Origin of the sequence: Streptomyces sp. NPDC051020, assembly GCF_040683105.1 — a bacterium.
GTDB lineage: Bacteria > Actinomycetota > Actinomycetes > Streptomycetales > Streptomycetaceae > Streptomyces.
Window position 1 is genome coordinate 1 of sequence record NZ_JBFBCG010000009.1, and the last position, 21,270, is coordinate 21,270.

Genomic DNA, 21,270 nt, shown 5'->3' on the forward strand with positions numbered 1-21,270 from the left:
CCCCCGTCAGAGCGGACAGAAGCACCCCCAGCGCACGCCACGGCATTTACCACGCCCCCGGCGCGCACCGAAGGTGCGCTGGATCGCTGACCTGGCATTTTCCGTAGCGTCGAAGGTGTTGAACCTTTCCGCGCTTCGGAGGCCGCCATGTCAGGGCTCATCAACTGCAGGCGGGGGCCCGCGGCTACCTCACCAAGGACGCCGGGGGCGACGAGATCGTGCGGGCCATCCAGGCAGTGCTGTCGGGTGAGGCCGGGCTCTCGCCCGTGGTGCAGCGCCGGCTGTTGGAGCGGGTCACCACAGCACCGGTCCCCGCCGGGCCGGTGCCTGACGAGTCGCGACTGCCCGACGTTCTCACGCCCCGCGAGGCGGAAGTACTCGTTCTGATCGCCGAGGGCCTGTCCAACCGGGAGATCGCCCGCAAGCCGCACATCTCGCAGGCCACCGTGAAGAGTCACATCAACAATCTCTTCGCCAAGGCCGGGGTGCGCGACAGAGCGCAGGCCGTGCGCTATGCGTACGTTCGGGGTCTCGCACACCCGCCCGGGAGATCCTTCACCTGAAGAGGTGAAGAGCGGCGAATGAAGTGCCCGGGATCTTCCTGATCTGCCCATTCTTGTGTACGCGGCCGAAGTGGTCCGTGGACAAGGGGAGTTGTTCGGTGGAGAAGGAAGCAGGGCGGGACGCTGCAGCGATGCGAGTCGACGACCCGTGGTACGACGCTCTGGCCTCCGGATGGGGCGAGCTGGACGGTGCGGGGGGCTTCGTGTCCGTCGGGCCACCCGGGCCCGTGGCCCCGCAGCGCAGCCACAGCGCGGCCGACATCTATCTGGAGGTGCAGCGCAGCGCGGCCTTCCAGGAAGTGCGTCGTCGGTACCGGCGGTTCGTCGGCCCCGCCACCCTGGCCTTCGTCATCTGGTACCTCGCCTACGTGGTCACGGCGGTCACCGCACCCGGGCTGATGGCCCGTCCGGTCGCCGGGGCCGTCAACGTGGCGATGGTCGCGGGGCTCGGGCAGTTCCTCACCACGTTCCTGCTCACCGGGGCGTACACACGCCATGCGCGGCTGCGCAGGGACCAGACCGCGCTCGATCTGCGGTGGGAGACTCAGGAGATGACGCGGGGGATCGGGCGTTGAGCGGAAATCACCAGACCCTGGCGTTGCTTCTGTTCAGCGCATTCATCGCCGTGACGCTCGCCATCACCACCTGGGTGAGCCGCAACCGGCATGGCTCGGCGGAGGAGTTCTATGCCGGCGGTCGGTTGTTCTCCCCCATGGAGAACGGTTTCGCGATCGCCGGTGACTACATGTCGGCCGCATCCTTTCTCGGTATCTCCGGCCTGATCGCGCTGTTCGGATACGACGGCATGCTGTACTCGGTCGGCTTCCTCGTCGCCTGGCTCGTCGTCCTGCTGCTGGTGGCCGAACTCGTCCGTAACTGCGGCCGATTCACCCTCGCCGACGTGGTGGCCGCGCGGATGTCGGAACGTCCGGTACGGATCGCGGCGGGCACCTCCTCCGTCACCGTCTCCGTGCTCTACCTGGTGGCGCAGATGGTGGGCGCGGGCAGTCTGGTCGCCCTGCTTCTCGGCGGTACGAGCAACACCGCCCGCTCCTGGACCGTCATCGGGGTCGGGGCGCTCATGGTGATCTATGTGTCCCTCGGAGGGATGCGCGCCACGACCTGGATCCAGATTGTCAAGGCCGTCCTGCTGATCGTGGGCGCGACTGTGCTCACCGTGCTCGTTCTGGTCCGTTTCCACGGCAACGTCAACGCGCTCCTCACCTCCGCCGCCGAGCGGAGCGGCCACGGACTGAAGTTCCTCTCGCCCGGACTCAAGTACGGCGGCAGCTGGACCGCCCGATTCGACTTCATCAGCCTCGGGCTGGCCCTGGTGCTCGGTACGGCCGGACTGCCCCACATCCTGTCGCGCTTCTACACCGTGCCCACCGCCCGCGCCGCCCGCCGCTCGGTCGTCTGGTCGATCGGCCTCATCGGCAGTTTCTACCTGATGACGATCGTGCTCGGGTTCGGTGCGGCAGCGCTGGTCGGTTCGGCGGACGTACGGGCGTCGAGTCCCGCCGGGAACACGGCCGTCCCGCTGCTGGCCCTGGTGCTCGGCGGCGGCGAAGGTTCCACCGGGGGAGCGATTCTGTTCGCCGTGGTCGCGGCCGTGGCCTTCGCGACCATTCTCGCCGTCGTCGCCGGGATCACGCTTGCCTCCTCCGCCTCCGTGGCTCATGACCTCTACGCCTCGCTCAGGCGCCCGGACTCCAAGCAGCACAGCGAAGTCACCGTGGCCAGGGTCGCCGCGGCCGGGATCGGGGTGGCCGCCATCGGGCTGGGCCTGGTCGCCCAGGATCTGAATGTGGCGTTCTTGGTCGGGCTCGCCTTCGCCGTCGCCGCCTCGGCCAATCTGCCGGTGCTGCTCTACTCGCTGTTCTGGCGGAACTTCACCACGCGGGGAGCGGTCTGGTCGGTCTACGGCGGGCTGATCCCCGCGGTGCTGCTCGTCCTGCTGTCACCGGTCGTCTCCGGCAGCCCCACCTCGCTCTTCCCCGGCGTCGACTTCCAGTTCTTCCCGCTGGAGAACCCCGGACTGGTCTCCGTCCCGCTCGGCTTCCTGGCCGGCTGGATCGGCACAGTCACATCACCCGAGCCACCCGACGACGCCAAGCATGCGGAGACCGAGGTCCGCGCGCTGACCGGGGCGGGGGCGGTGTAGCCGGTCCGGGCCCGGCTGGTCGGACTGGTCCTGCCGGAGCTGCAGAACCCGATCTTCCCGGCCTTCGCCGAGGTCGTCGGCGGTGCGCTCATCCAGCAGGGACTGACAGTCGTGGTGGCCATGTCGCGCGCCGTGGCCGGCGGGGGCGCCGCCTGCGGAACCTGCGCGAGCAGGGCGAACAGCGTCCGCGCCCGCGAGTCCTCGGCGGTGTGGAGCCGGTGTCCGAGCCCCGGCACCCTGCGGCCGGGGGCGAGGAATTCCTCGCCGAGTTCAAGCCGCGCCGAGAGCTCCTCACCGACGTGGAGTTCTGCGCCGGGGCCGTCATGGAGCTGTGCGGGATGCCGCGTGAGATGTTCACGCAGACCTTCTGTGCGGCGCGTGTGCCCGGCTGGAACGCCCATATCCTGAAGCAGGCGGAGGACTCGAAGATCATCCGCCCGGCGGCCCGCTGCATCGGTCTCCACCCCCGCCGCAGCCGGTACCGGCGCCCTGAGGTCCCCCCGAGGAAGGCCACCGTTGAGCCCGTCATCCCCGCCCCGCAGGCAGCAGATCCCGGTCATCGTCCTGGCAGGGTTCCTGGGTTCCGGCAAGACGACCCTGCTCAACCACCTGCTCCGCCACCGCGCGGGGAACCGGATCGGCGTGATCGTCAACGATTTCGGTTCGATCGAGATCGATGCCATGACCGTCTCGGGGCAGGTCGGCTCGACTGTTTCACTGGGCAACGGATGTCTGTGCTGCGCCGTCGACGCGAGCGAACTCGATACCTTCCTGGAGACACTGACCCGCCCCGCCGTCGGCCTCGACGTGATCGTCATCGAGGCCAGCGGACTCGCGGAACCCCAGGAGCTCGTGCGCATGCTGCTGGCCAGCGACAACCCGCACATCGTGTACGGGGGACTGGTCGAGCTCGTCGACGTCGCCGAGTTCGACGCCGTCCGGGAGCGCCATCCGGAGATCGACCGGCACCTCGGCGTCGCCGATCTTGTCGTGCTGAACAAGACGGACCGGGTCACGGACGAGGAGCAGGACCGTATCCGGGACGTCGTCGCGGCGACCGGCAGCAGGGCGGCCGTTGTCTCCGCCGAGTACGGACGCATCGACCCGGAGCTGCTCTTCGACCCGGCGCTGCGGCCGGACGGCGAGGAGCGGATGCGTCAGCTCTCCTTCGAGGACCTCCTGCTGGACGAGGCAGGCGGCGAGACGCACGCCGGGCATCTGCACACCACGTACGAGAGTGTCTCGTTCAGCGCCGATGTACCCATGAACCCCCGCCGAACGATGGAGTTTCTCGACTCCCGGCCGGAGGGCCTCTACCGGATCAAGGGGTACGTCGACTTCGGCGCGGGAGACCGCGGAAACAAGTACGAGGTGCATGCGGTCGGCCGGTTCCTGCGGTTCGCCCCGCGGCCCTGGAAGCGCGACGAACCGCGCCTCACCCAGTTGGTGCTGATCGGCTCCGGCATCGACCCGGATGCCCTGCACAAGGAGCTGGCCGACTGCCGTGAGAGCACCGAACCACCGGTGGAAGCAGGGCCGGCGCCGGACATGACGCAGGACGCCGCACATGAGCAGAGCATGTGGGGCGTCCTGCGTTACGTGCAACGGGCGGCCGACTGAAACCGACCGACGCATGCGGCCGACGCATCCCGCCGGCTACACCGGTCCGGCGACCACCGCGACCGGCTTGGCCAGCGGCGTCCCCGAACCGTCGCGCCGCGGATCCGGCTCCGGCAGTTCGGACGGGGTGCCGTTCTTCTGCGCCGCCCGCGCCGGGACCGCACCCGCCCAAGCGAACACCAGGACGTCCTCGCCCTTGAGGAAGCGCTGACAGCGCACCCCGCCGGTGGCCCTGCCCTTGCGCGGGTACTGGTCGAACGGCGTGAGCTTCGCCGTCAGCACCGAGTCGTCCAGCGTGCCGTGCGAGCCCGCCACCGTGAACACCATCGCGTCCGCCGCAGGGTCCACCGCGCCGAACGAGAGCACCTCGGCGCCCTCCGCCAGCTTCACGCCCGCCATGCCGCCCGCCGGCCGGCCCTGCGGCCTTACCTGGGCCGCCGGGTAGCGCAGCAGCTGTGCGTCGGACGTGATGAAGACGAGGTCCTCCTCGCCCGTACGCAGTTCGGCGGCGCCGACGATCCGGTCACCGTCCTTGAGGGTGATGACCTCCAGCTCGTCCTTGTTGGCCGGATAGTCCGGCACCACCCGCTTGACGACGCCCTGCAGGGTGCCGATCGCCAAGCCGGGGGAGGACTCGTCGAGCGTGGTGAGGCAGATGACCTCCTCACCGGTCTCCAGCGTGAGGAACTCCGAGACCTGTGCCCCGCCCGAAAGGTTGGGCGCGGCATGGGTGTCCGGCAGCTGGGGCAGGTCGATCACCGAGAGCCGCAGCAGCCGCCCTGTCGACGTCACCACGCCGACATCGCCACGCGCCGTCGCCGGTACGGCCGACACGATCACGTCGTGCTTGGCGCGCTTGGCGTCCTCGGTGACGACGATCGGGTCGCCGGTGGCCGTACGGGCCAGCAGACCGGTCGAGGACAGCAGCACCCGGCAGGGGTCGTCCGCGACCTCCAGCGGCACCGAGGCGACCTGCGAACCGGCCGACTCCAGCAGCACCGTACGCCGGTCGGTGCCGAACTTCTTCGCGACCGCGGCCAGTTCGGTGGAGACCAGCTTGCGCAGCGCGGCGTCCGATTCGAGGATCGTCGTCAGCTCGTCGATCTCGGCGTTGAGCCGGTCCCGCTCGCTCTCCAGCTCGATCCGGTCGAACCGGGTCAGCCGGCGCAGCGGGGTGTCCAGGATGTACTGCGTCTGGATCTCGCTCAGCGAGAAGTGCTCGATGAGCCGCTCCTTCGCCTGCGCGGAATTGTCGCTGGACCGGATGAGCCGGATGACCTCGTCGATGTCGATCAGCGCGACGAGCAGGCCCTCGACCAGGTGCAGCCGGTCCCGGCGCTTGGTCCGGCGGAACTCGCTGCGGCGGCGCACCACGTCGAAGCGGTGGTCGAGGTAGACCTCGAGGAGCTCCTTGAGACCCAGGGTGAGCGGCTGTCCGTCGACCAGCGCCACATTGTTGATGCCGAAGGACTCCTCCATCGGCGTCAGCTTGTAGAGCTGTTCCAGCACGGCCTCGGGCACGAAGCCGTTCTTGACCTCGATGACCAGGCGCAGGCCGTGCTCGCGGTCGGTGAGGTCCTTGACATCGGCGATGCCCTGGAGCTTCTTCGCCGAGACCAGGTCCTTGATCTTGGCGATCACCTTCTCCGGGCCGACGGAGAAGGGCAGTTCGGTGACGACCAGGCCCTTGCGGCGGGCCGTCACATTCTCCACGGTGACCGTCGCACGGATCTTGAACGTGCCACGCCCGGCCGCGTACGCGTCCTTGATCCCACCGAGGCCTACGATCCGGCCACCGGTCGGCAGGTCGGGTCCGGGGACGAACCGCATCAGGGTCTCCAGGTCCGCGCCCGGATGCCTGATCAGGTGGCGGGCGGCGGCGATGACCTCGCCCAGGTTGTGCGGCGGCATGTTGGTCGCCATGCCGACCGCGATCCCGGACGCTCCGTTGACCAGGAGGTTCGGATAGGCGGCGGGGAGGGCGACCGGTTCCTGTTCCTGTCCGTCGTAATTCGACTGGAAATCGACGGTGTCCTCGTCGATCGACTCCGTCATCAGCGACGTGGCGTCGGCCATCCGGCACTCGGTGTACCGCATGGCGGCCGGCGGGTCGTCGTTGCCGAGCGAGCCGAAGTTGCCGTGCCCGTCGACGAGGGGGAGCCGCATCGAGAACGGCTGCGCCATCCGGACCAGCGCGTCGTAGATCGACGCGTCGCCGTGCGGATGCAGCTTGCCCATGACTTCGCCGACGACGCGGGCACACTTCACATAGCCGCGGTCGGGGCGCAGCCCCATCTCGTTCATCTGGTACACGATGCGGCGGTGCACCGGCTTCATGCCGTCGCGGGCGTCCGGCAGGGCCCGTGAGTAGATCACCGAGTACGCGTACTCGAGGAAGGAGCCCTGCATTTCGTCGACGACGTCGATGTCGAGGATCTTCTCCTCGAAGTCGTCCGGCGGCGGGGTCTTCGTACTGCGGCGGGCCATCGCTGCTGCGACTCCTTCACAGATCTGTTCGGGCAACCTCTGGTTCTGACGCCGACCATTGTGGACCGCCGCACTGACAACGCCGACCTCGACCCGTCCCTAGGCCCTGTCCGGCCGGCCTTCGTGGGTCCGCGACGTCTGGCACGGCACCTCGCCGCGTTGTCGGAGTCGTCCCAGTACGTCCAGTACGAGGACGATCCTCCGCCTTGCGATGCACCGCACCATACGCCGCAGGCTGATCCACGAAGACCGGCCGGACAGGACCAAGCGCTCTTTCACGCGAACTTCCCCGGCACGGGAACTTCGCCAGGTGTCGGTGCGCTTGCTTACAGTGGCAGGTCTCGCAGGAAATCCAGTATCGCGATCGAAGGGACGTACATGCCCATGGGTCACACGGCCACAGCCCAGGCCGGCTCCGGCGGCTTGACAGCGACCGAGCACCGTCTGGCCAACGGCCTGCGCGTGGTGCTCTCCGAGGACCATCTGACCCCGGTCGCCGCGGTGTGCCTCTGGTACGACGTCGGGTCGCGCCACGAGGTCAAGGGGCGCACGGGTCTGGCTCACCTCTTCGAGCACCTGATGTTCCAGGGCTCCGGACAGGTCAAGGGGAACGGACACTTCGAGCTGGTGCAGGGCGCCGGGGGCTCCCTCAACGGGACGACCAGCTTCGAACGCACCAACTACTTCGAGACGATGCCCACGCATCAGCTGGAACTGGCCCTGTGGCTCGAAGCCGACCGGATGGGCTCGCTGCTCGCCGCGCTCGACGACGAGTCCATGGAGAATCAGCGGGACGTCGTCAAGAACGAGCGCCGCCAACGGTACGACAACGTTCCGTACGGCACGGCGTTCGAGAGGCTGACCGCCCTCGCCTACCCCGAGGGCCACCCGTACCACCACACCCCGATCGGCTCGATGGCCGACCTGGACGCGGCGACGCTCGAAGACGCGCGGACCTTCTTCCGTACGTACTACGCGCCCAACAACGCGGTGCTGTCGGTCGTCGGCGACATCGACCCCGAGCAGACGCTCGCCTGGATCGAGAAGTACTTCGGCTCCATTCCGTCCCACGACGGCAAGCAGCCGCCGCGCGACGGCACGCTCCCCGAGATCATCGGCGAGCAGCTGCGCGAAGAGGTCCACGAGGAGGTCCCGGCACGGGCGCTGATGGCTGCCTACCGGCTGCCGCACGACGGCACCAGGGAGTGCGACGCGGCGGACCTCGCGCTGACCGTGCTCGGCGGAGGCGAGTCCTCCCGGCTGCACAACCGCCTGGTCCGCCGCGACCGCACGGCCGTTGCGGCAGGTTTCGGGCTGCTGCGGCTGGCCGGCGCGCCCTCGCTCGGCTGGCTGGACGTGAAGACGTCCGGCGGTGTCGAGGTGGCGCAGATCGAGGCCGCGGTCGACGAGGAGCTGGCCCGATTCGCCGCCGAGGGCCCCACGCCCGAGGAAATGGAGCGCGCTCAGGCACAGTTGGAGCGCGAGTGGCTGGACCGACTCGGTACGGTCGCGGGCCGCGCCGATGAACTCTGCCGGTTCGCCGTGCTGTTCGGCGACCCGCAGCTCGCCCTGACCGCCGTCCAGCGGGTCCTCGACGTCACCGCGGACGAGGTCCAGGCGGCGGCCAGGGCCCAGCTGCGCCCCGACAACCGGGCGGTGCTCGTCTACGAGCCGGTCGAGCCGGCCGAATCCGCCGACGCGGAAGCCGATGAGACGGACACCGACACCGACGCGCACGAAGGGGCGGACAAGTGACCGACGCTGCCGCGACTGGAGTATCGATGGAGTACCACCCGCAGCCGACCCCCGGCACGGCCAGGCCCTGGGCCTTTCCCGCACCCGAGCGCGGCGCCCTGCCCAATGGGCTGACGGTGCTGCGCTGCCACCGTCCCGGCCAGCAGGTCGTCGCGGTCGAGATCTTCCTCGACGCCCCCCTGGACGCCGAGCCCGAGGGGCTCGACGGCGTGGCCACGATCATGGCGCGGGCCCTTTCCGAGGGCACCGACAAGCACTCCGCCGAGGAGTTCGCCGCTGAGCTGGAGCGTTGCGGCGCCACCCTCGACGCGCACGCCGACCATCCCGGCATGCGGGTCTCCCTGGAGGTTCCGGCCTCCCGGCTGGCCAAGGCGCTCGGGCTGGTCGCCGAGGCGCTGCGGGCGCCCGCGTTCGCCGACAGCGAGATCGAGCGACTGGTGAACAACCGGCTCGACGAGATTCCGCACGAGCAGGCCAATCCGGCCCGGCGTGCCGCCAAGCAACTCTCCAAGGAGCTCTTCCCGGCCACGTCGCGGATGTCACGCCCGCGCCAGGGCACCGAGGAGACGGTGGAGCGGATCGACTCCGCGGCCGTGCGCGCCTTCTACGAGGCCCATGTCCGGCCGTCCACCGCGACCGTCGTCGTCGTCGGCGACCTCACCGGTATCGACCTGGACGCCCTGCTCGCCGACACCATCGGCGACTGGACCGGGAACACTGTGGAGCCCCGTCCGGTCCCGCCGATCACCGCCGACGACACCGGCCGCGTGGTGATCGTCGACCGTCCGGGCGCTGTGCAGACGCAGCTGTTGATCGGCCGCATCGGCGCCGACCGGCACGACAGCGTGTGGCCGGCTCAGGTCCTCGGCACCTACTGCCTGGGCGGCACACTCACCTCCCGGCTGGACCGGGTGCTGCGCGAGGAGAAGGGCTACACCTACGGCGTGCGGGCCTTCGGGCAGGTCCTGCGCTCAACGGCCCCGGACTCCGCCTCCGGGGTGACCGGCGCGGCGATGCTGGCGATCAGCGGCTCGGTGGACACGGAGTCCACCGGACCGGCGCTCGACGACCTGTGGAAGGTCCTGCGGACCCTGGTGGCCGAGGGGCTGACCGACGCCGAGCGCGAGACCGCCGTGCAGAACCTCGTGGGTGTCGCCCCGCTGAAGTTCGAGACGGCTGCCTCCGTCGCCGGCACGCTCGCCGACCAGGTCGAGCAGCACCTCCCGGACGACTACCAGGCGCAGTTGTACGCCCGCCTGGCCGAGACCGGCACGGTCGAGGCGACCGCAGCCGTGGTCAACGCCTTCCCCGTGGACCGGCTGGTCACGATTCTCGTCGGCGACGCCGCGCAGATCGAGGAGCCGGTCAGGGCGTTGGGCATCGGAGAGGTTTCAGTCGTCACCGGCTGATGCACCAAAGTCCCACAAAAAGGGGCGAAGAGAGACCCTGGCGAGTCGCTTCTCGCCAGGGTCTTCCTTTTTGCCCGATTCGAGACGAAAACGTCTTGCTTGCCCTGTGGGATGCGCTACAAAGCACCCTGTCCGTTTGGTGAATGAAAGTGCCCCCGCCTAGCGTCGGCTCCGCTGTCCGTCACTCGTATGCCGCATCCGTGGCGCCGGGCAGTGATCGCCGAGTCCCCGTCAGGCGCGAGCCTTGGGAGCCGGGGACCCATGCAGTCCCTGGGGTGAATCGGATGCCGCGACCTCCTGTGAGGCCGGGGATCCGTAGGAGACCTTCCTGCTCCGAACCCGTCAGCTAACCCGGTAGGCGAGAAGGAAGGAAAGGACCAGCTACTTCATGGCGTTCACTCGCCCCACCGGGAAGCACCGTGCCCCGAGCCGCCTGAAGCGCAGGAGCGCACGCGTCGCCGGAGTCGCGACACTGGCGACCACCGGCGTCATCGGCGGACTGGCCTCTCCGGCCCTCGCCGCGGATGCCGAGGCCCCCTCCGGCAATGAAACCGGTCTGACCCAGATCGTCGCCATCGAGGATGCCCTCGCCGACCAGGTGGCCACCCAGGCCGAGGTGCAGAAACGCCAGGCCGACGTCGCCGCGAAGGCTGCTGAGGCCGCCAAGGCCGAGGCGGCGGCGAAGGCCAAGGCCGAGGCGGCGGCGAAGGCCAAGGCCGAGGCCCGCGCCAAGGCGGCCCGTGACGCGAAGGCCCGCGCCGCCCGTTCCGCCGAGCGCACCCGCCTGGGCTCCTACCAGCTCCCGGTCGCCGGTTCGTACGTCACCACCGGCTACAAGTCGAGCGGATCCCTCTGGTCCTCCGGTCGCCACTCGGGCATCGACTTCCACGCCGCCTCCGGCAGCTCCGTCGTCGCCGTCGGCGCCGGCACGGTCGTCGAGGCGGGCTGGGGCGGCGCATACGGCAACAACATCGTGCTGCGGATGACGGACGGCACGTACACCCAGTACGGCCACCTCTCGTCGATCGGCGTCTCCGTCGGCCAGAGCGTCGGCGCGGGCCAGCAGATCGGCCTCTCCGGCTCGACCGGCAATTCCACCGGACCGCACCTCCACTTCGAGGCCCGCACCACGCCTTCGTACGGCTCCGACATGGACCCCGTGGCGTACCTGCGCGCCCATGGCGTGAACGTCTGACCGACGTCCCGTCCCCATGCGCCGAAGGCCCCGGCTTCCCCCGGGGCCTTCGGCGTGTCCGTTCCTGCCGAACCGCCCCGCGGAACCGTCCCCGGGCCAGAAGATATTCATGGTTTTCGGACCGGCTTCGGAAATGCAGTCGCCTTGCAATAGAGTCACGGCACATGCGTCGATCGGCCGCGTTTCGCGGGGGATTAAGGCGGAGGTTCGGACATGCGTATTCCGGCGCAATCGGTATGCACGGCAATCCGTGACGACATCGTCTCCGGTGTCTTCGAACGCGGCGGCAGACTCACCGAGGAGCTGCTCGCGCGTCGTTACGGGGTCTCCCGTGTCCCCGTGCGGGAAGCGCTGCGCACCCTGGAGTCCGAGGGCTTCGTGGTCACCCGCCGACATGCCGGTGCCTGTGTCGCCGAGCCCACCGAACAGGAGGCCGCCGACCTTCTGGAGGTACGGATGCTGCTGGAGCCGCTGGGTGCGGCCCGTGCCGCGCAACGCCGCACCGAGGCGCACATCAAGGTGCTGCGCGGCCTGGTCAGGCTGGGTCAGGACAGAGCGAGGCGGGGTGCGGGGGAGGATCTGCGCTCCCTGGGCGACTGGTTCCACGAGACGCTCGCCCAGGCGTCCGGCAGCCCCGGGCTCATCGCGCTGCTCACCCAGCTACGCCGCAAGATTGCCTGGATGTACTCGGTCGAGCAGCCGGCCTGCCCGGCCGATTGCTGGGGCGAGCACGGGGCCATCGTGGACGCCGTGGCGCGCGGCGACGCGGAACGGGCCAGGGCGCTGGCCGCCCAGCACGCCGAGCGGGCCACCGCCGCGCACCGGCTGCGCCGCGCGGGCGGTGCTCCGGGCCGTGATGCCGGCGCCCCCCGGTCCGGCGGCCGGGTGAGGCCTTCGCGACATGCCGTAAACACCGCGAGTGGCCGGTATTAACACCTGCGCCGTATACAAAGTGAAGTAAGTGCGGGGCTTTCTTTCGGCTCCCCGAAATTCGCTCCGGAGGCATTGTCGGTATCAGAAAACGAAGGAGCCGCGATCCCGGTTGGGGGTATCGCGGCTCCGCCACGGAAATGGACCCGACAGGAACCGGCCGGAAAGGCTTCCACCTGATCGGAACCCTGGAATCAGACGGTCTCCGGGAGTTCCTCGAGCCCCTCGGTGACCAGCTTCGCCAGCCGGTCGAGCGCGGCCTCCGCGTCGTCCGCCTCGGAGGCGAGCACGATCTCCTCGCCGCCGTGCGCGCCGAGACCGAGCACCGCGAGGATGGAGGCGGCGTTCACCGGGGGGCCGTCGGGCTTGGCGATCGTCACGGGGATACCGGACGCCGTGGCCGCACGAACGAAGATGGAAGCGGGGCGGGCGTGCAGGCCCTCGGTCCAACCGACATTGACGCGACGCTCAGCCATGGTTCTGCCCTTCACGGATCAATGATTGTCCAGACCAGCCTCTCACGCAGTGCACTGTTGCCCGCCGACCCGCGACCCGGCCCCAGCCCGTGCTGCACGGCTGATCGGAGCTCTCAGACTGCCCTGGCCCCGGGCCCTATGCGACCGCTGACCGCGCCGTAGGCTTGGCCCATGCAGCCCACGCCGGAGCAGAGTCCGCACCACGCGTACCCCGACCACTGGGAAGCGGATGTGGTGCTCCGCGACGGCGGTACGGCCCGCATCAGGCCCATCACCACGGACGATGCCGAGCGCCTGGTCAGCTTCTACGAGCAGGTCTCCGACGAGTCGAAGTACTACCGGTTCTTCGCTCCTTACCCCCGTCTGTCCGCCAAGGACGTCCACCGCTTCACCCATCACGACTACGTCGACCGGGTGGGGCTCGCCGCCACGGTCGGCGGTGATTTCATCGCCACTGTCCGCTACGACCGGATCGACGCGAACGGCCGGCCGGCCTCCGTCCCCGCCGACGAGGCCGAGGTCGCCTTTCTCGTCCAGGACGCGCACCAGGGCCGCGGCGTGGCATCGGCGCTCCTCGAACACATCGCCGCAGTGGCGCGTGAGCGCGGCATCCGCCGCTTCGCCGCCGAGGTGCTGCCCGCCAACACCAAGATGATCAAGGTGTTCCGTGATGCCGGGTACACCCAGCAGCGCAGCTTCGAGGACGGCGCCGTCCATCTCACCCTCGACCTCGAACCGACCGCCGAGTCCCTCGCCGTCCAGCGCGCCCGTGAGCAGCGGGCGGAGGCGCGGTCGGTGCAGCGGCTGCTCGCACCGGGGTCCGTCGCCGTCATCGGCACCGGGCGTAACCCCGGCGGGGTCGGCCGCACGGTTCTGCGCAACCTCCTCGGCGCGGGCTTCACCGGCCGTGCGTACGCCGTGAACAACTCGTTCGCCGCAGACCAGGGAACGATCGACGGCGTCCCCGCGCACCGCTCCATCGGCGAGATCGGTGAACCAGTGGACCTCGCGGTCGTCGCCGTGCCCGCTGACCGGGTCCCGGAGGCCGTCGCCGACTGCGGCGAACACGGCGTTCAGGGCCTCGTGGTCCTCTCCGCCGGATATGCCGAATGGGGTGCCGAAGGCAGGGAAAGGCAGCGCGAACTGGTCCGCCAGGCCCGCTCGTACGGCATGCGCATCATCGGCCCGAACGCCTTCGGGATCATCAACAACGCGGACGCCGTACGGCTGAACGCCTCCCTCGCCCCCGAGCCGCCCGCCCCGGGGCGCATCGGTCTGTTCACGCAGTCGGGCGCGATCGGCATCGCCCTGCTCTCCGGGCTCTACCGGCGCGGCGCGGGTCTGTCGACGTTCATCTCCGCGGGCAACCGCGCCGACATCTCGGGCAACGACTTCCTCCAGTACTGGTACGAGGACCAGGACACCGACGTCGCCCTGCTCTACCTCGAATCCCTCGGCAATCCGCGGAAGTTCACCCGCCTCGCGCGGCGCACCGCAGCGGTGAAGCCGGTCGTCGTGGTGAAGGGGGCCCGGCACAGCGGAAGCACCCCGCCCGGTCATGCGGTGCCGGTCAGCCGGATCCCGGACGCGACGGTCTCCGCGCTCATGCGGCAGGCGGGCGTGATCCGCGTCGACACGGTGACGGAGATGGTCGACGCGGGCCTACTCCTCGCCGACCAGCCCCTCCCGGCGGGTCCCCGGGTCGCGATCCTCGGCAACTCCGAGTCCCTGGGCCTGCTCACGTACGACGCCTGCCTGGCCGAGGGGCTGCGCCCGCGCCCGCCCCGCGACCTCACCACCGCGGCCACCCCTCAGGACTTCCGGGATGCGCTGGCGGAGGCACTCGCCGACCGGAGCTGCGATGCGGTGATCGTGACGGCGATCCCGTGGGTCGGCGAGAACGGCCAGGCGGAAACGGGTGACGGCGAGGTCCTGGCCGCCGCGCTGCGCGCGGCGGCGGCCACGGGGCCGGCCAAGCCGGTGGCCGTGGTCCACGTGGAGATCGGCGGGCTGGCGGAGGCGCTCGCGGCCGCCAGCAGCACGGTCGCGGCGCCGCGGGTGGCCGCGACGGCTGCCCCGGGTGCTTCGGCGTCGGCGGACGGCAAGAGCACCCCGCGCGTCACGAGCCCCACAGGCGCTTCAGCCACGCCGAGCATCACCGGCACCCCAGTCGGCTCAGCTCCGCCGGATCCCCCGGCCCAGCCGAACGCCCCCGGCTCCGGTGCCCCCACGTCGTCCGCTCCCTCCACCGGCCGGATCCCCGCCTACCCCGCCGCCGAGCGTGCCGTCCGTGCCCTCGCCGAGGCGGTGAAGTACGCGCAGTGGCGACGGCAGGCCGCGGTGCCCGGCAAGGTGCCCGAGTTCCTCGAGGACACCATCGACGAGGCGGGCGCCGCCGAACGTATCGACGCACTCCTCGGGCCCGACCCCGATCCCCGGGGCCGTCAGCTCAGCCACGACGAGGCGCGCGAACTCCTTGGCCGCTACGGCATCTCCGTACGGCCGACGCTCCCCGCCCTCGACCCGGACGCCGCCCTCGCCGCGGCTGCCCGGCTCGGCTTTCCGGTGGCGCTCAAGACCACCGCGCCTCATCTGCGCCACCGTGCCGACCTCGGCGGCGTACGGCTCGACCTCGCCAACGAGACCGCGCTGCGCCGGGCGTACAGCGAGCTGACCGACCTGCTCGGCAAGCCCACCGAGCTCCAACCGGTCGTCCAGTCCATGGCACCGCGCGGTGTGGACACCGTCGTGCGGGCCACGATCGACCCGGCGGCGGGCGCCGTCCTCTCCTTCGGTCTCGCGGGCGCGCCCTCCGAACTCCTCGGGGACACCGCCCACCGCCTCGTGCCGGCCACCGACCGCGACGCCGCCGAACTGATCCGGTCCATCCGGGCGGCCCCGGTCCTCTTCGGCTGGCGGGGCTCGGCGCCGGTCGACACCGCGGCGCTCGAGGAACTGCTGCTGAGGGTGTCCCGGCTCGTCGACGATCATCCCGAGGTGGTCTCCGTCGCACTGGAACCGGTCGTGGTCGCCACGCAGGGGCTGACCGTCCTCGGCGCGACCGTCCGGCTGTCGCCGCCACCGGCCCGTACCGACCTCGGCCCCCGTCGCCTGCCCAACTACTGAATCCACGGGCGATCCGCCGCAGGCCCTGTCCACAGCGTCCCCGGCAGTCACCCACCCACCGTAGGATGGTCCGTATGGCGAAGACCGGTACGACGACCCAGGGGCTGCGCGCGGCGATCGAGCGCAGCGGCTACTACCCGGCCCTTGTGGCCGAGGCGGTGGAGGCCGCCGTCGGGGGTGAGCCGGTCGCTTCGTACCTGGTGCACCAGGAGACGACCTTCGACTCCAACGAGGTGCGCAGGCACGTCACGGTCCTGGTCCTGACGGACAACCGTTTCATCGTCAGCCACACCGACGAGCAGAACGCGGACACCAGTTCCCCGTCGCCGTACGCCACCACCTCCACCGAGTCCGTCAAGCTGGACCGGATCTCGTCGGTGGTGGTCAGTCGAGTCGTGGCCGACCCGGAGAAGTACGTCCCGGGCACACTGCCCCGCGAGGTCGTCCTGACCATCGGTTGGGGCGCGGTCTCCCGCATCGACCTGGAGCCCGCCGCCTGTGGCGACCCCAACTGCGAGGCGGACCACGGCTACACCGGCAGCTCCACCGCCGACGACCTGAGCCTGCGCGTCAGCGAGGCCGGTGACGGCCCGGATACGGTGCGGCAGACTCTTGCCTTCGCCCAGTCCCTCTCCGAGGCGACGGCCGCGATCGCGGCTACCGGCCGCTGATGGCCCAGCCGGCCTGGCAGGACCCCGTTCTGCTCCCTCTCGACAGCGCTCCCGTCCCCGCGTACGGCAGCGGTTCGCTCGCCGATCTGCTGCCGACGCTCGTCGCCGGACAGGGCGTGCCAGGCTTCACGGCGGCGATACCGGAGCTCACCCCCGCCGACCGGAACTGCGTCTTCCTGATCGACGGACTCGGCTGGGAGCAGATCAAGGCCCACCCGGACGAGGCGCCGTATCTGCACTCGCTGCTCCCCACCTCTCGCGGGGGCACGGGCCGTCCCATCACGGCGGGCTTCCCGGCCACCACCGCGACCTCGCTCGCCTCGGTCGGTACGGGGCTGCCGCCCGGCGCACACGGCCTTCCCGGCTACACCGCCCGCAATCCGGAGACCGGCGAGCTGATGAACCAGCTCCGCTGGAAGCCCTGGACCTCGCCGGCGGTCTGGCAGCCGTATCCCACCGTCTTCCGGCTCGCCGACGAGGCCGGTGTGGCGACTGCGCAGGTCTCCGCCCCGACCTTCCAGCACACCCCGCTCACCGAGGTCGCGCTGAGTGGCGGCACGTTCCACGGCAGGCTCTCCGGCGAGGACCGGATGGACCTGGCCGCGGACCGGCTCGCCGCCGGTGACCGGTCGCTCGTCTACACGTACTACAGCGAGATCGACGGCAAGGGGCACCGCTTCGGCGTCGACTCCGACGCCTGGCGCGGCCAGCTGATGTACGTGGACGGTCTCGTGCAGCGCCTCGCCGAGCAGCTCCCGCCCCGCTCGGCGCTGTACATCACCGCCGACCACGGCATGATCGACATCCCCTTCGACGAACAGTCCCGGATCGATTTCGACGAGGACTGGGAACTGCGCGCGGGCGTCGCCCTGCTCGGTGGCGAGGGCCGGGCCCGCCATGTGTACGCCGTCCCCGGCGCCGAGGCCGATGTGCTGACTGTCTGGCAGGAAGTGCTCGGCGAGCAGTTCTGGGTGGCGAGCCGGGACGAGGCGATCGCGGCGGGCTGGTTCGGTCCGAAGGTCGACGAGCGGGTGTACGGCAGGATCGGCGACGTGGTGGCGGCCGCCCGCGACGACGTGGTGGTCACCGCGTCCGTCCAGGAGCCGCACGAATCGGCGATGGTGGGCATGCACGGCTCGATGACCCCCGTCGAGCAGCTTGTCCCGCTCCTCGAAGTACGCTCGTAACCCGTTTTCTCCCTCTCCTGCCCTTGCTGAACCGAAAGGTGTTCACCCCCTCATGCCCGAGCTTGTGTTCTTCTCCGGAACGATGGACTGCGGAAAGAGCACGCTGGCGCTGCAGATCGGCCACAACCGGTCGGCTCGCGGGCTGCAGGGCCTCATTTTCACCCGTGACGACCGGGCGGGTGAGGGCAAGCTCTCCTCGCGGCTGGGGCTCGTCACGGAGGCCGTCGAGGCCGACGAGGGCATGGATGTGTACGCCCATCTCGTCGACCACATCACCCGTGGCGGCCGGGCGGACTACGTGATCGTGGACGAGGCGCAGTTCCTCGCTCCTGTACAGATCGACCAGCTCGCCCGGATCGTCGACGACCTCGGCCTGGACGTCTTCGCGTTCGGTATCACCACCGATTTCCGGACGAAGCTGTTCCCCGGGTCCCAGCGCCTGATGGAACTGGCCGACCGGGTCGAGACCCTTCAGGTCGAAGCGCTGTGCTGGTGCGGTGCACGGGCGACGCACAACGCCCGCACGGTGGGCGGTGAGATGGTCGTCGAAGGCGCCCAGGTCGTGGTGGGGGACGTCAACCAGCAGACGGACGAGGTCGGTTACGAGGTGCTGTGCAGGCGCCACTACCAGCGCAGGATGACCAGCGCGACCGCCCGCGCGGGTGTGCTGTCGCCGGACGTCCTTCCGGTGACGTCCGGCTAAGAGACCGGCGGAGCCCCCTTCCAGGCCTCGTCTCCGCGTGTTTGACGTGTCGGAATTTTCCGACGCATAATGTGGGCATGGCGGAAGCAGATATTTTCGGCGCCCTGGCCAACCCTGTCCGGCGCACGCTTCTGGAGGCTCTCCGTGACGGCCCACGCGCGGCCGGCGATCTCGCCGGTGCGTTCGAACTGAGCAGGCCCGCGGTCTCCGAACACCTGGCGGTGCTCAGAGCTGCGGGGCTGGTGCGTGAGGAGCCGCGCGGGCGGTACCGCTACTACCACCTGGAAGCAGCCCCACTGGCCGAGGCGGTCGAGTGGCTGCATCCCTTCGAACGCTACTGGCGGGCCCGGATGGGCGCGCTGAGCGATCTGATCGACGAGGAGAACCGATGACCAGCGCAGACCCGGCCGTCATCCATGCTGACCAGTTCATCGCCCATCCGCCGGCGGCGGTCTGGCGGGCGCTGACCGATCCCGAACTGCACGCGCGGTGGTGGGCCGCCGGTGATGTGCGGCCTGTTGTGGGGCACCGCTTCACCCTGGACATGGGTTCCTGGGGCCAGCAGGCATGTGAGGTGCTCGCTGTCGAGCCTGAGCGTCTTCTGCGCTACAGCTTTGCCCCTGGCTCGCTGGACACCACCGTCACCTGGCGGCTTCACCCCGAGGGGACGGGCACCCGGCTGTTTCTGGAACATGCCGGGTTCGATGTCGACTCACCTCTGGGTAAAGCGGCGTTCCAGGGCATGGGCGACGGCTGGCCGGACGTCCTGCTCCGCATCGAACCGGCGCTCGCCGGTGGGGGCCGGTAGCGGGCCCGCGCGAACGGAAGGGGCTCAGAGGCCGCGCGCATAGGTGGGGCGGCGTCGCGTGCCGATGGGCGGCGCCTGGCGGCGTTGTCGTCGGTCGACGACTCCCCCATCGCCCGAAAGGCGTGGGAGGGGCCCCCTCCGCGTCGCCTCCCTCCTCCGCCTTGCCAGGCTTGCCCCTCGCCCCGCTCCTTCCTCCACCCCACCCATGTGCGCGGCCTCTCAGGCGGCGCGGTGGGCGCGGCCGCCCTCGGCGTGAGGGATCACCGGTCCTCGGACCGTACGATCGTGAAGGCGGCACCCTCCGGGTCCGCGACGGTCGCCACGCGCCCGTTCGACCCGTCCCGCGGGGGCTGCAGCACCTGCCCGCCGAGATCCACCACCCGTGCGGTCGCCACGTCGGTGTCGGCGACCTCGAAGTACGTCATCCAGTGCGGGCCCCGGTCGCGCGGCAGGGCGCGGCCGACGCCGCGCAGCGAGGCCACCGGGCGGCCGTTCAGGTGCAGGGTCTGGTAGTCGAAGTCGGCCGAGACCACCGCCTCTGCGTCGTAGCCGAAGACCGCCTGGTAGAACTTGGCGACGGTCGAGGTCTCGCGGGTCACCAGCTCGTTCCAGACCGGGGTGCCGGGGACCCGCGCCAGCGCCGTACCGAGGTGCGCGGCGGCCTGCCAGATCCCGAAGACCGCACCGCTCGGGTCGGAGGCGATGGCGAGCCGGCCGGCCTCACCGGCGTCCAGCGGCCCCACGGCGACGGTGCCGCCGCAGGAGCGGATGGTCTCCGCCGTGACGTCGGCGTCGTCGGTGGCCAGATAGGTCGTCCAGGCGACCGGCAGGTGCCGTTCCGGCGGCAGCTGCCCGATGCCCGCGACCTCCTGCCCGTCGATCAGCGCCCGCACGTACGGCCCCAGTTGCTGCGGGCCGGGCCCGAACTCCCAGCCGAACAGCTCCGCGTAGAACTTCTGGGTTGTGGACAGGCCGTGCACGATCAGACTCACCCAGCAAGGTGTTCCGGGTGTGCGCCGAACGGCAGCCTCGGTCATCGTCACTCTCTCCTCGGACCATCGTGGTGGCCGTACGGGGGAACGGGGCCGACGCGCCGACCGGCGGTGCGGGATGTGTACGCCCCGTGCAGATGCTTGCACCACCCGGCGCGCGATGTGCCCCGGCCGCGCCGCATGTTCCCGGATCTCGACAGAGGAAGTCCGGATTGATGCGGTACATCCGTTTCAGTGTTGTTACAGGTGAGCATGCTTCTGCGCGAGGATGGCACCCATGAAGCCCATCATCTCCGCATTCGAATGTGCGAGCGAGTCGGCGGGGCCACGTCCGCCGGTGCTCCTGGACGTGCGTTGGCAGCTCGGTGGACCGCACGGCCGTCACGACTACGAGGCCGGACACATCCCTGGTGCGGTCTTTGTCGATCTGGACGCGGAACTCGCCGGTCCGGCAGGTAGCGGCGGCCGTCATCCACTGCCCGACCCCGAGGAATTCGGCGCCGTGATGCGCCGCGCCGGGGTCTCCCGCGACACTCCGGTCGTGGTGTACGACGGCGGTCAGGGCTGGGCCGCGGCGCGCGCCTGGTGGCTGCTGCGCTGGACGGGGCACCCGGACGTCCGTGTGCTGGACGGCGGTCTCGCTGCCTGGGGCGGCGAGCTCTCCACCGAGTCGCCCACCCCCGCCGAGGGCGACTTCCGGCCCGAACCGGGTGCGCTTCCCCTGCTGGACGCGGAAGGCGCGGCGGCGCTGGCCCGCTCCGGACTGCTGCTCGACGCGCGGGCCGCGGAGCGCTACCGCGGCGACGTCGAGCCGATCGACCGGGTCGGCGGCCACATTCCCGGTGCGGTCTCGGCCCCGACGTCCGAGAACACGGGTGGTGACGGGCGGTTCCTGCCCGCAGAGGAGTTGGCCGCCCGCTTCAAGGAGCTCGGCACGGACGGGGCGCCGGAGGTCGGCGTCTACTGCGGCTCCGGGGTCTCCGGCGCGCACGAGGTGCTGGCCCTGGCCGTCGCGGGAATCCCCGCCGCGCTGTACGCGGGCTCCTGGTCCGAGTGGTCCGCCGACGAGTCCCGGCCGGTGGCCACGGGCCCCGACCCCCAGTAGCGGCGCCATCCGGAATTGCGGTGACCGGTTCCGGAGGCAGACCGCACGAGGGCCCGTACGCTGCGGCGTACGGGCCCTC

17 protein-coding genes, 4 pseudogenes and 1 riboswitch are annotated in these 21,270 nt (G+C 70.4%); of the genes and pseudogenes, 17 read left to right on the plus strand and 4 right to left on the minus strand.

The genetic code is table 11. The annotated features are described in order from the left end of the window. Positions 1 to 164: 164 nt before the first annotated feature. The 4 genes and pseudogenes from AB0N06_RS07285 to AB0N06_RS07300 form a co-directional block, all read left to right on the plus strand. Positions 165 to 563 (plus strand): annotated as a pseudogene (locus AB0N06_RS07285) (response regulator transcription factor); the annotation flags it as partial. A gap of 131 nt (positions 564 to 694) precedes the next feature. After that, positions 695 to 1,138 carry a DUF485 domain-containing protein gene (locus tag AB0N06_RS07290; protein ID WP_366133719.1) on the plus strand — a complete coding sequence of 148 codons (444 nt, stop codon included), beginning with the start codon at positions 695 to 697 and terminating at the stop codon, positions 1,136 to 1,138. Beyond that, positions 1,135 to 2,727, plus strand: a complete 1,593-nt coding sequence (locus tag AB0N06_RS07295; RefSeq protein WP_366133720.1) for a cation acetate symporter — start codon at positions 1,135 to 1,137, stop codon at positions 2,725 to 2,727. The genes AB0N06_RS07290 and AB0N06_RS07295 overlap by 4 nt, the downstream gene beginning before the upstream one ends. 6 nt (positions 2,728 to 2,733) lie before the next feature. Beyond that, positions 2,734 to 2,844, plus strand: a pseudogene (locus tag AB0N06_RS07300) (LacI family transcriptional regulator); the annotation flags it as partial. On the opposite strand, the pseudogene AB0N06_RS07305 reads toward AB0N06_RS07300, so the two are convergent. Beyond that, positions 2,835 to 2,972, minus strand: a pseudogene (locus tag AB0N06_RS07305) (citrate synthase); the annotation flags it as partial. The pseudogenes AB0N06_RS07300 and AB0N06_RS07305 sit on opposite strands and share 10 nt — an antisense overlap. Before the next feature lie 15 nt (positions 2,973 to 2,987). On the opposite strand from AB0N06_RS07305, the pseudogene AB0N06_RS07310 reads away from it, so the two are divergent. Further along, positions 2,988 to 3,220, plus strand: a pseudogene (locus tag AB0N06_RS07310) (citrate/2-methylcitrate synthase); the annotation flags it as partial. 23 nt (positions 3,221 to 3,243) lie between these two features. Next, entirely contained in the window at positions 3,244 to 4,347 is a 1,104-nt protein-coding gene (locus tag AB0N06_RS07315) for a GTP-binding protein (RefSeq protein ID WP_366133721.1), read from the plus strand. Positions 4,348 to 4,383: 36 nt separating this feature from the next. On the opposite strand, the gene AB0N06_RS07320 is transcribed toward AB0N06_RS07315, so the two are convergent. Then, positions 4,384 to 6,834, minus strand: a complete 2,451-nt coding sequence (locus AB0N06_RS07320; protein ID WP_366133722.1) for a DNA topoisomerase IV subunit A — start codon at positions 6,832 to 6,834, stop codon at positions 4,384 to 4,386. Between the two features lie 378 nt (positions 6,835 to 7,212). Here AB0N06_RS07320 and AB0N06_RS07325 point away from each other — a divergent pair, with 378 nt between their 5' ends. From AB0N06_RS07325 to AB0N06_RS07340, 4 genes are all read left to right on the plus strand, one after another. Then, positions 7,213 to 8,589, plus strand: a complete 1,377-nt coding sequence (locus tag AB0N06_RS07325) for a pitrilysin family protein (protein ID WP_366133723.1) — start codon at positions 7,213 to 7,215, stop codon at positions 8,587 to 8,589. A 26-nt stretch (positions 8,590 to 8,615) separates the two neighbouring features. Next, entirely contained in the window at positions 8,616 to 9,998 is a 1,383-nt protein-coding gene (locus tag AB0N06_RS07330) for a pitrilysin family protein (RefSeq protein WP_366133806.1), read from the plus strand. Positions 9,999 to 10,206: 208 nt separating this feature from the next. Next, positions 10,207 to 10,374: riboswitch (cyclic di-AMP (ydaO/yuaA leader) on the plus strand. 12 nt (positions 10,375 to 10,386) lie between these two features. Continuing rightward, a complete protein-coding gene (locus AB0N06_RS07335) occupies positions 10,387 to 11,193 on the plus strand; it encodes a M23 family metallopeptidase (RefSeq protein WP_366133724.1) in 807 nt (268 codons plus the stop codon). Positions 11,194 to 11,406: 213 nt separating this feature from the next. Further along, positions 11,407 to 12,126: a GntR family transcriptional regulator gene (locus AB0N06_RS07340; protein WP_366133725.1), complete on the plus strand. Its 720-nt coding sequence runs from the start codon at positions 11,407 to 11,409 to the stop codon at positions 12,124 to 12,126. 191 nt (positions 12,127 to 12,317) lie between these two features. Here AB0N06_RS07340 and AB0N06_RS07345 read toward each other — a convergent pair whose 3' ends face one another. Then, positions 12,318 to 12,599, minus strand: a complete 282-nt coding sequence (locus AB0N06_RS07345; protein ID WP_358860404.1) for an HPr family phosphocarrier protein — start codon at positions 12,597 to 12,599, stop codon at positions 12,318 to 12,320. Positions 12,600 to 12,770: 171 nt separating this feature from the next. On the opposite strand from AB0N06_RS07345, the gene AB0N06_RS07350 reads away from it, so the two are divergent. The 6 genes from AB0N06_RS07350 (at position 12,771) to AB0N06_RS07375 (ending at position 19,094) form a co-directional block, all read left to right on the plus strand. Continuing rightward, positions 12,771 to 15,725 carry a GNAT family N-acetyltransferase gene (locus tag AB0N06_RS07350; protein ID WP_366133726.1) on the plus strand — a complete coding sequence of 985 codons (2,955 nt, stop codon included), beginning with the start codon at positions 12,771 to 12,773 and terminating at the stop codon, positions 15,723 to 15,725. A gap of 74 nt (positions 15,726 to 15,799) precedes the next feature. Then, entirely contained in the window at positions 15,800 to 16,396 is a 597-nt protein-coding gene (locus AB0N06_RS07355) for a DUF5998 family protein (RefSeq protein WP_358860402.1), read from the plus strand. Beyond that, positions 16,396 to 17,583 (plus strand): nucleotide pyrophosphatase/phosphodiesterase family protein, encoded by a 1,188-nt coding sequence (locus AB0N06_RS07360; RefSeq protein ID WP_366133727.1) that lies wholly within the window; start codon positions 16,396 to 16,398, stop codon positions 17,581 to 17,583. Before AB0N06_RS07355 ends, AB0N06_RS07360 begins: the two co-directional genes overlap by 1 nt. Before the next feature lie 52 nt (positions 17,584 to 17,635). After that, the gene (locus AB0N06_RS07365; RefSeq protein ID WP_366133728.1) at positions 17,636 to 18,286 is read left to right on the plus strand and encodes a thymidine kinase; all 651 of its coding nucleotides are present in this window, start codon (positions 17,636 to 17,638) and stop codon (positions 18,284 to 18,286) included. Positions 18,287 to 18,363: 77 nt separating this feature from the next. Continuing rightward, positions 18,364 to 18,678 (plus strand): metalloregulator ArsR/SmtB family transcription factor, encoded by a 315-nt coding sequence (locus AB0N06_RS07370; RefSeq protein WP_366133729.1) that lies wholly within the window; start codon positions 18,364 to 18,366, stop codon positions 18,676 to 18,678. Then, complete coding sequence (locus AB0N06_RS07375; RefSeq protein WP_366133730.1) at positions 18,675 to 19,094, plus strand: SRPBCC domain-containing protein; 420 nt, start codon at positions 18,675 to 18,677, stop codon at positions 19,092 to 19,094. Before AB0N06_RS07370 ends, AB0N06_RS07375 begins: the two co-directional genes overlap by 4 nt. A 260-nt stretch (positions 19,095 to 19,354) precedes the next feature. On the opposite strand, the gene AB0N06_RS07380 is transcribed toward AB0N06_RS07375, so the two are convergent. After that, positions 19,355 to 20,131 (minus strand): VOC family protein, encoded by a 777-nt coding sequence (locus AB0N06_RS07380; protein ID WP_366133732.1) that lies wholly within the window; start codon positions 20,129 to 20,131, stop codon positions 19,355 to 19,357. 232 nt (positions 20,132 to 20,363) lie between these two features. On the opposite strand from AB0N06_RS07380, the gene AB0N06_RS07385 reads away from it, so the two are divergent. After that, positions 20,364 to 21,191 (plus strand): sulfurtransferase, encoded by an 828-nt coding sequence (locus tag AB0N06_RS07385; protein WP_366133733.1) that lies wholly within the window; start codon positions 20,364 to 20,366, stop codon positions 21,189 to 21,191. Positions 21,192 to 21,270 lie beyond the last annotated feature (79 nt).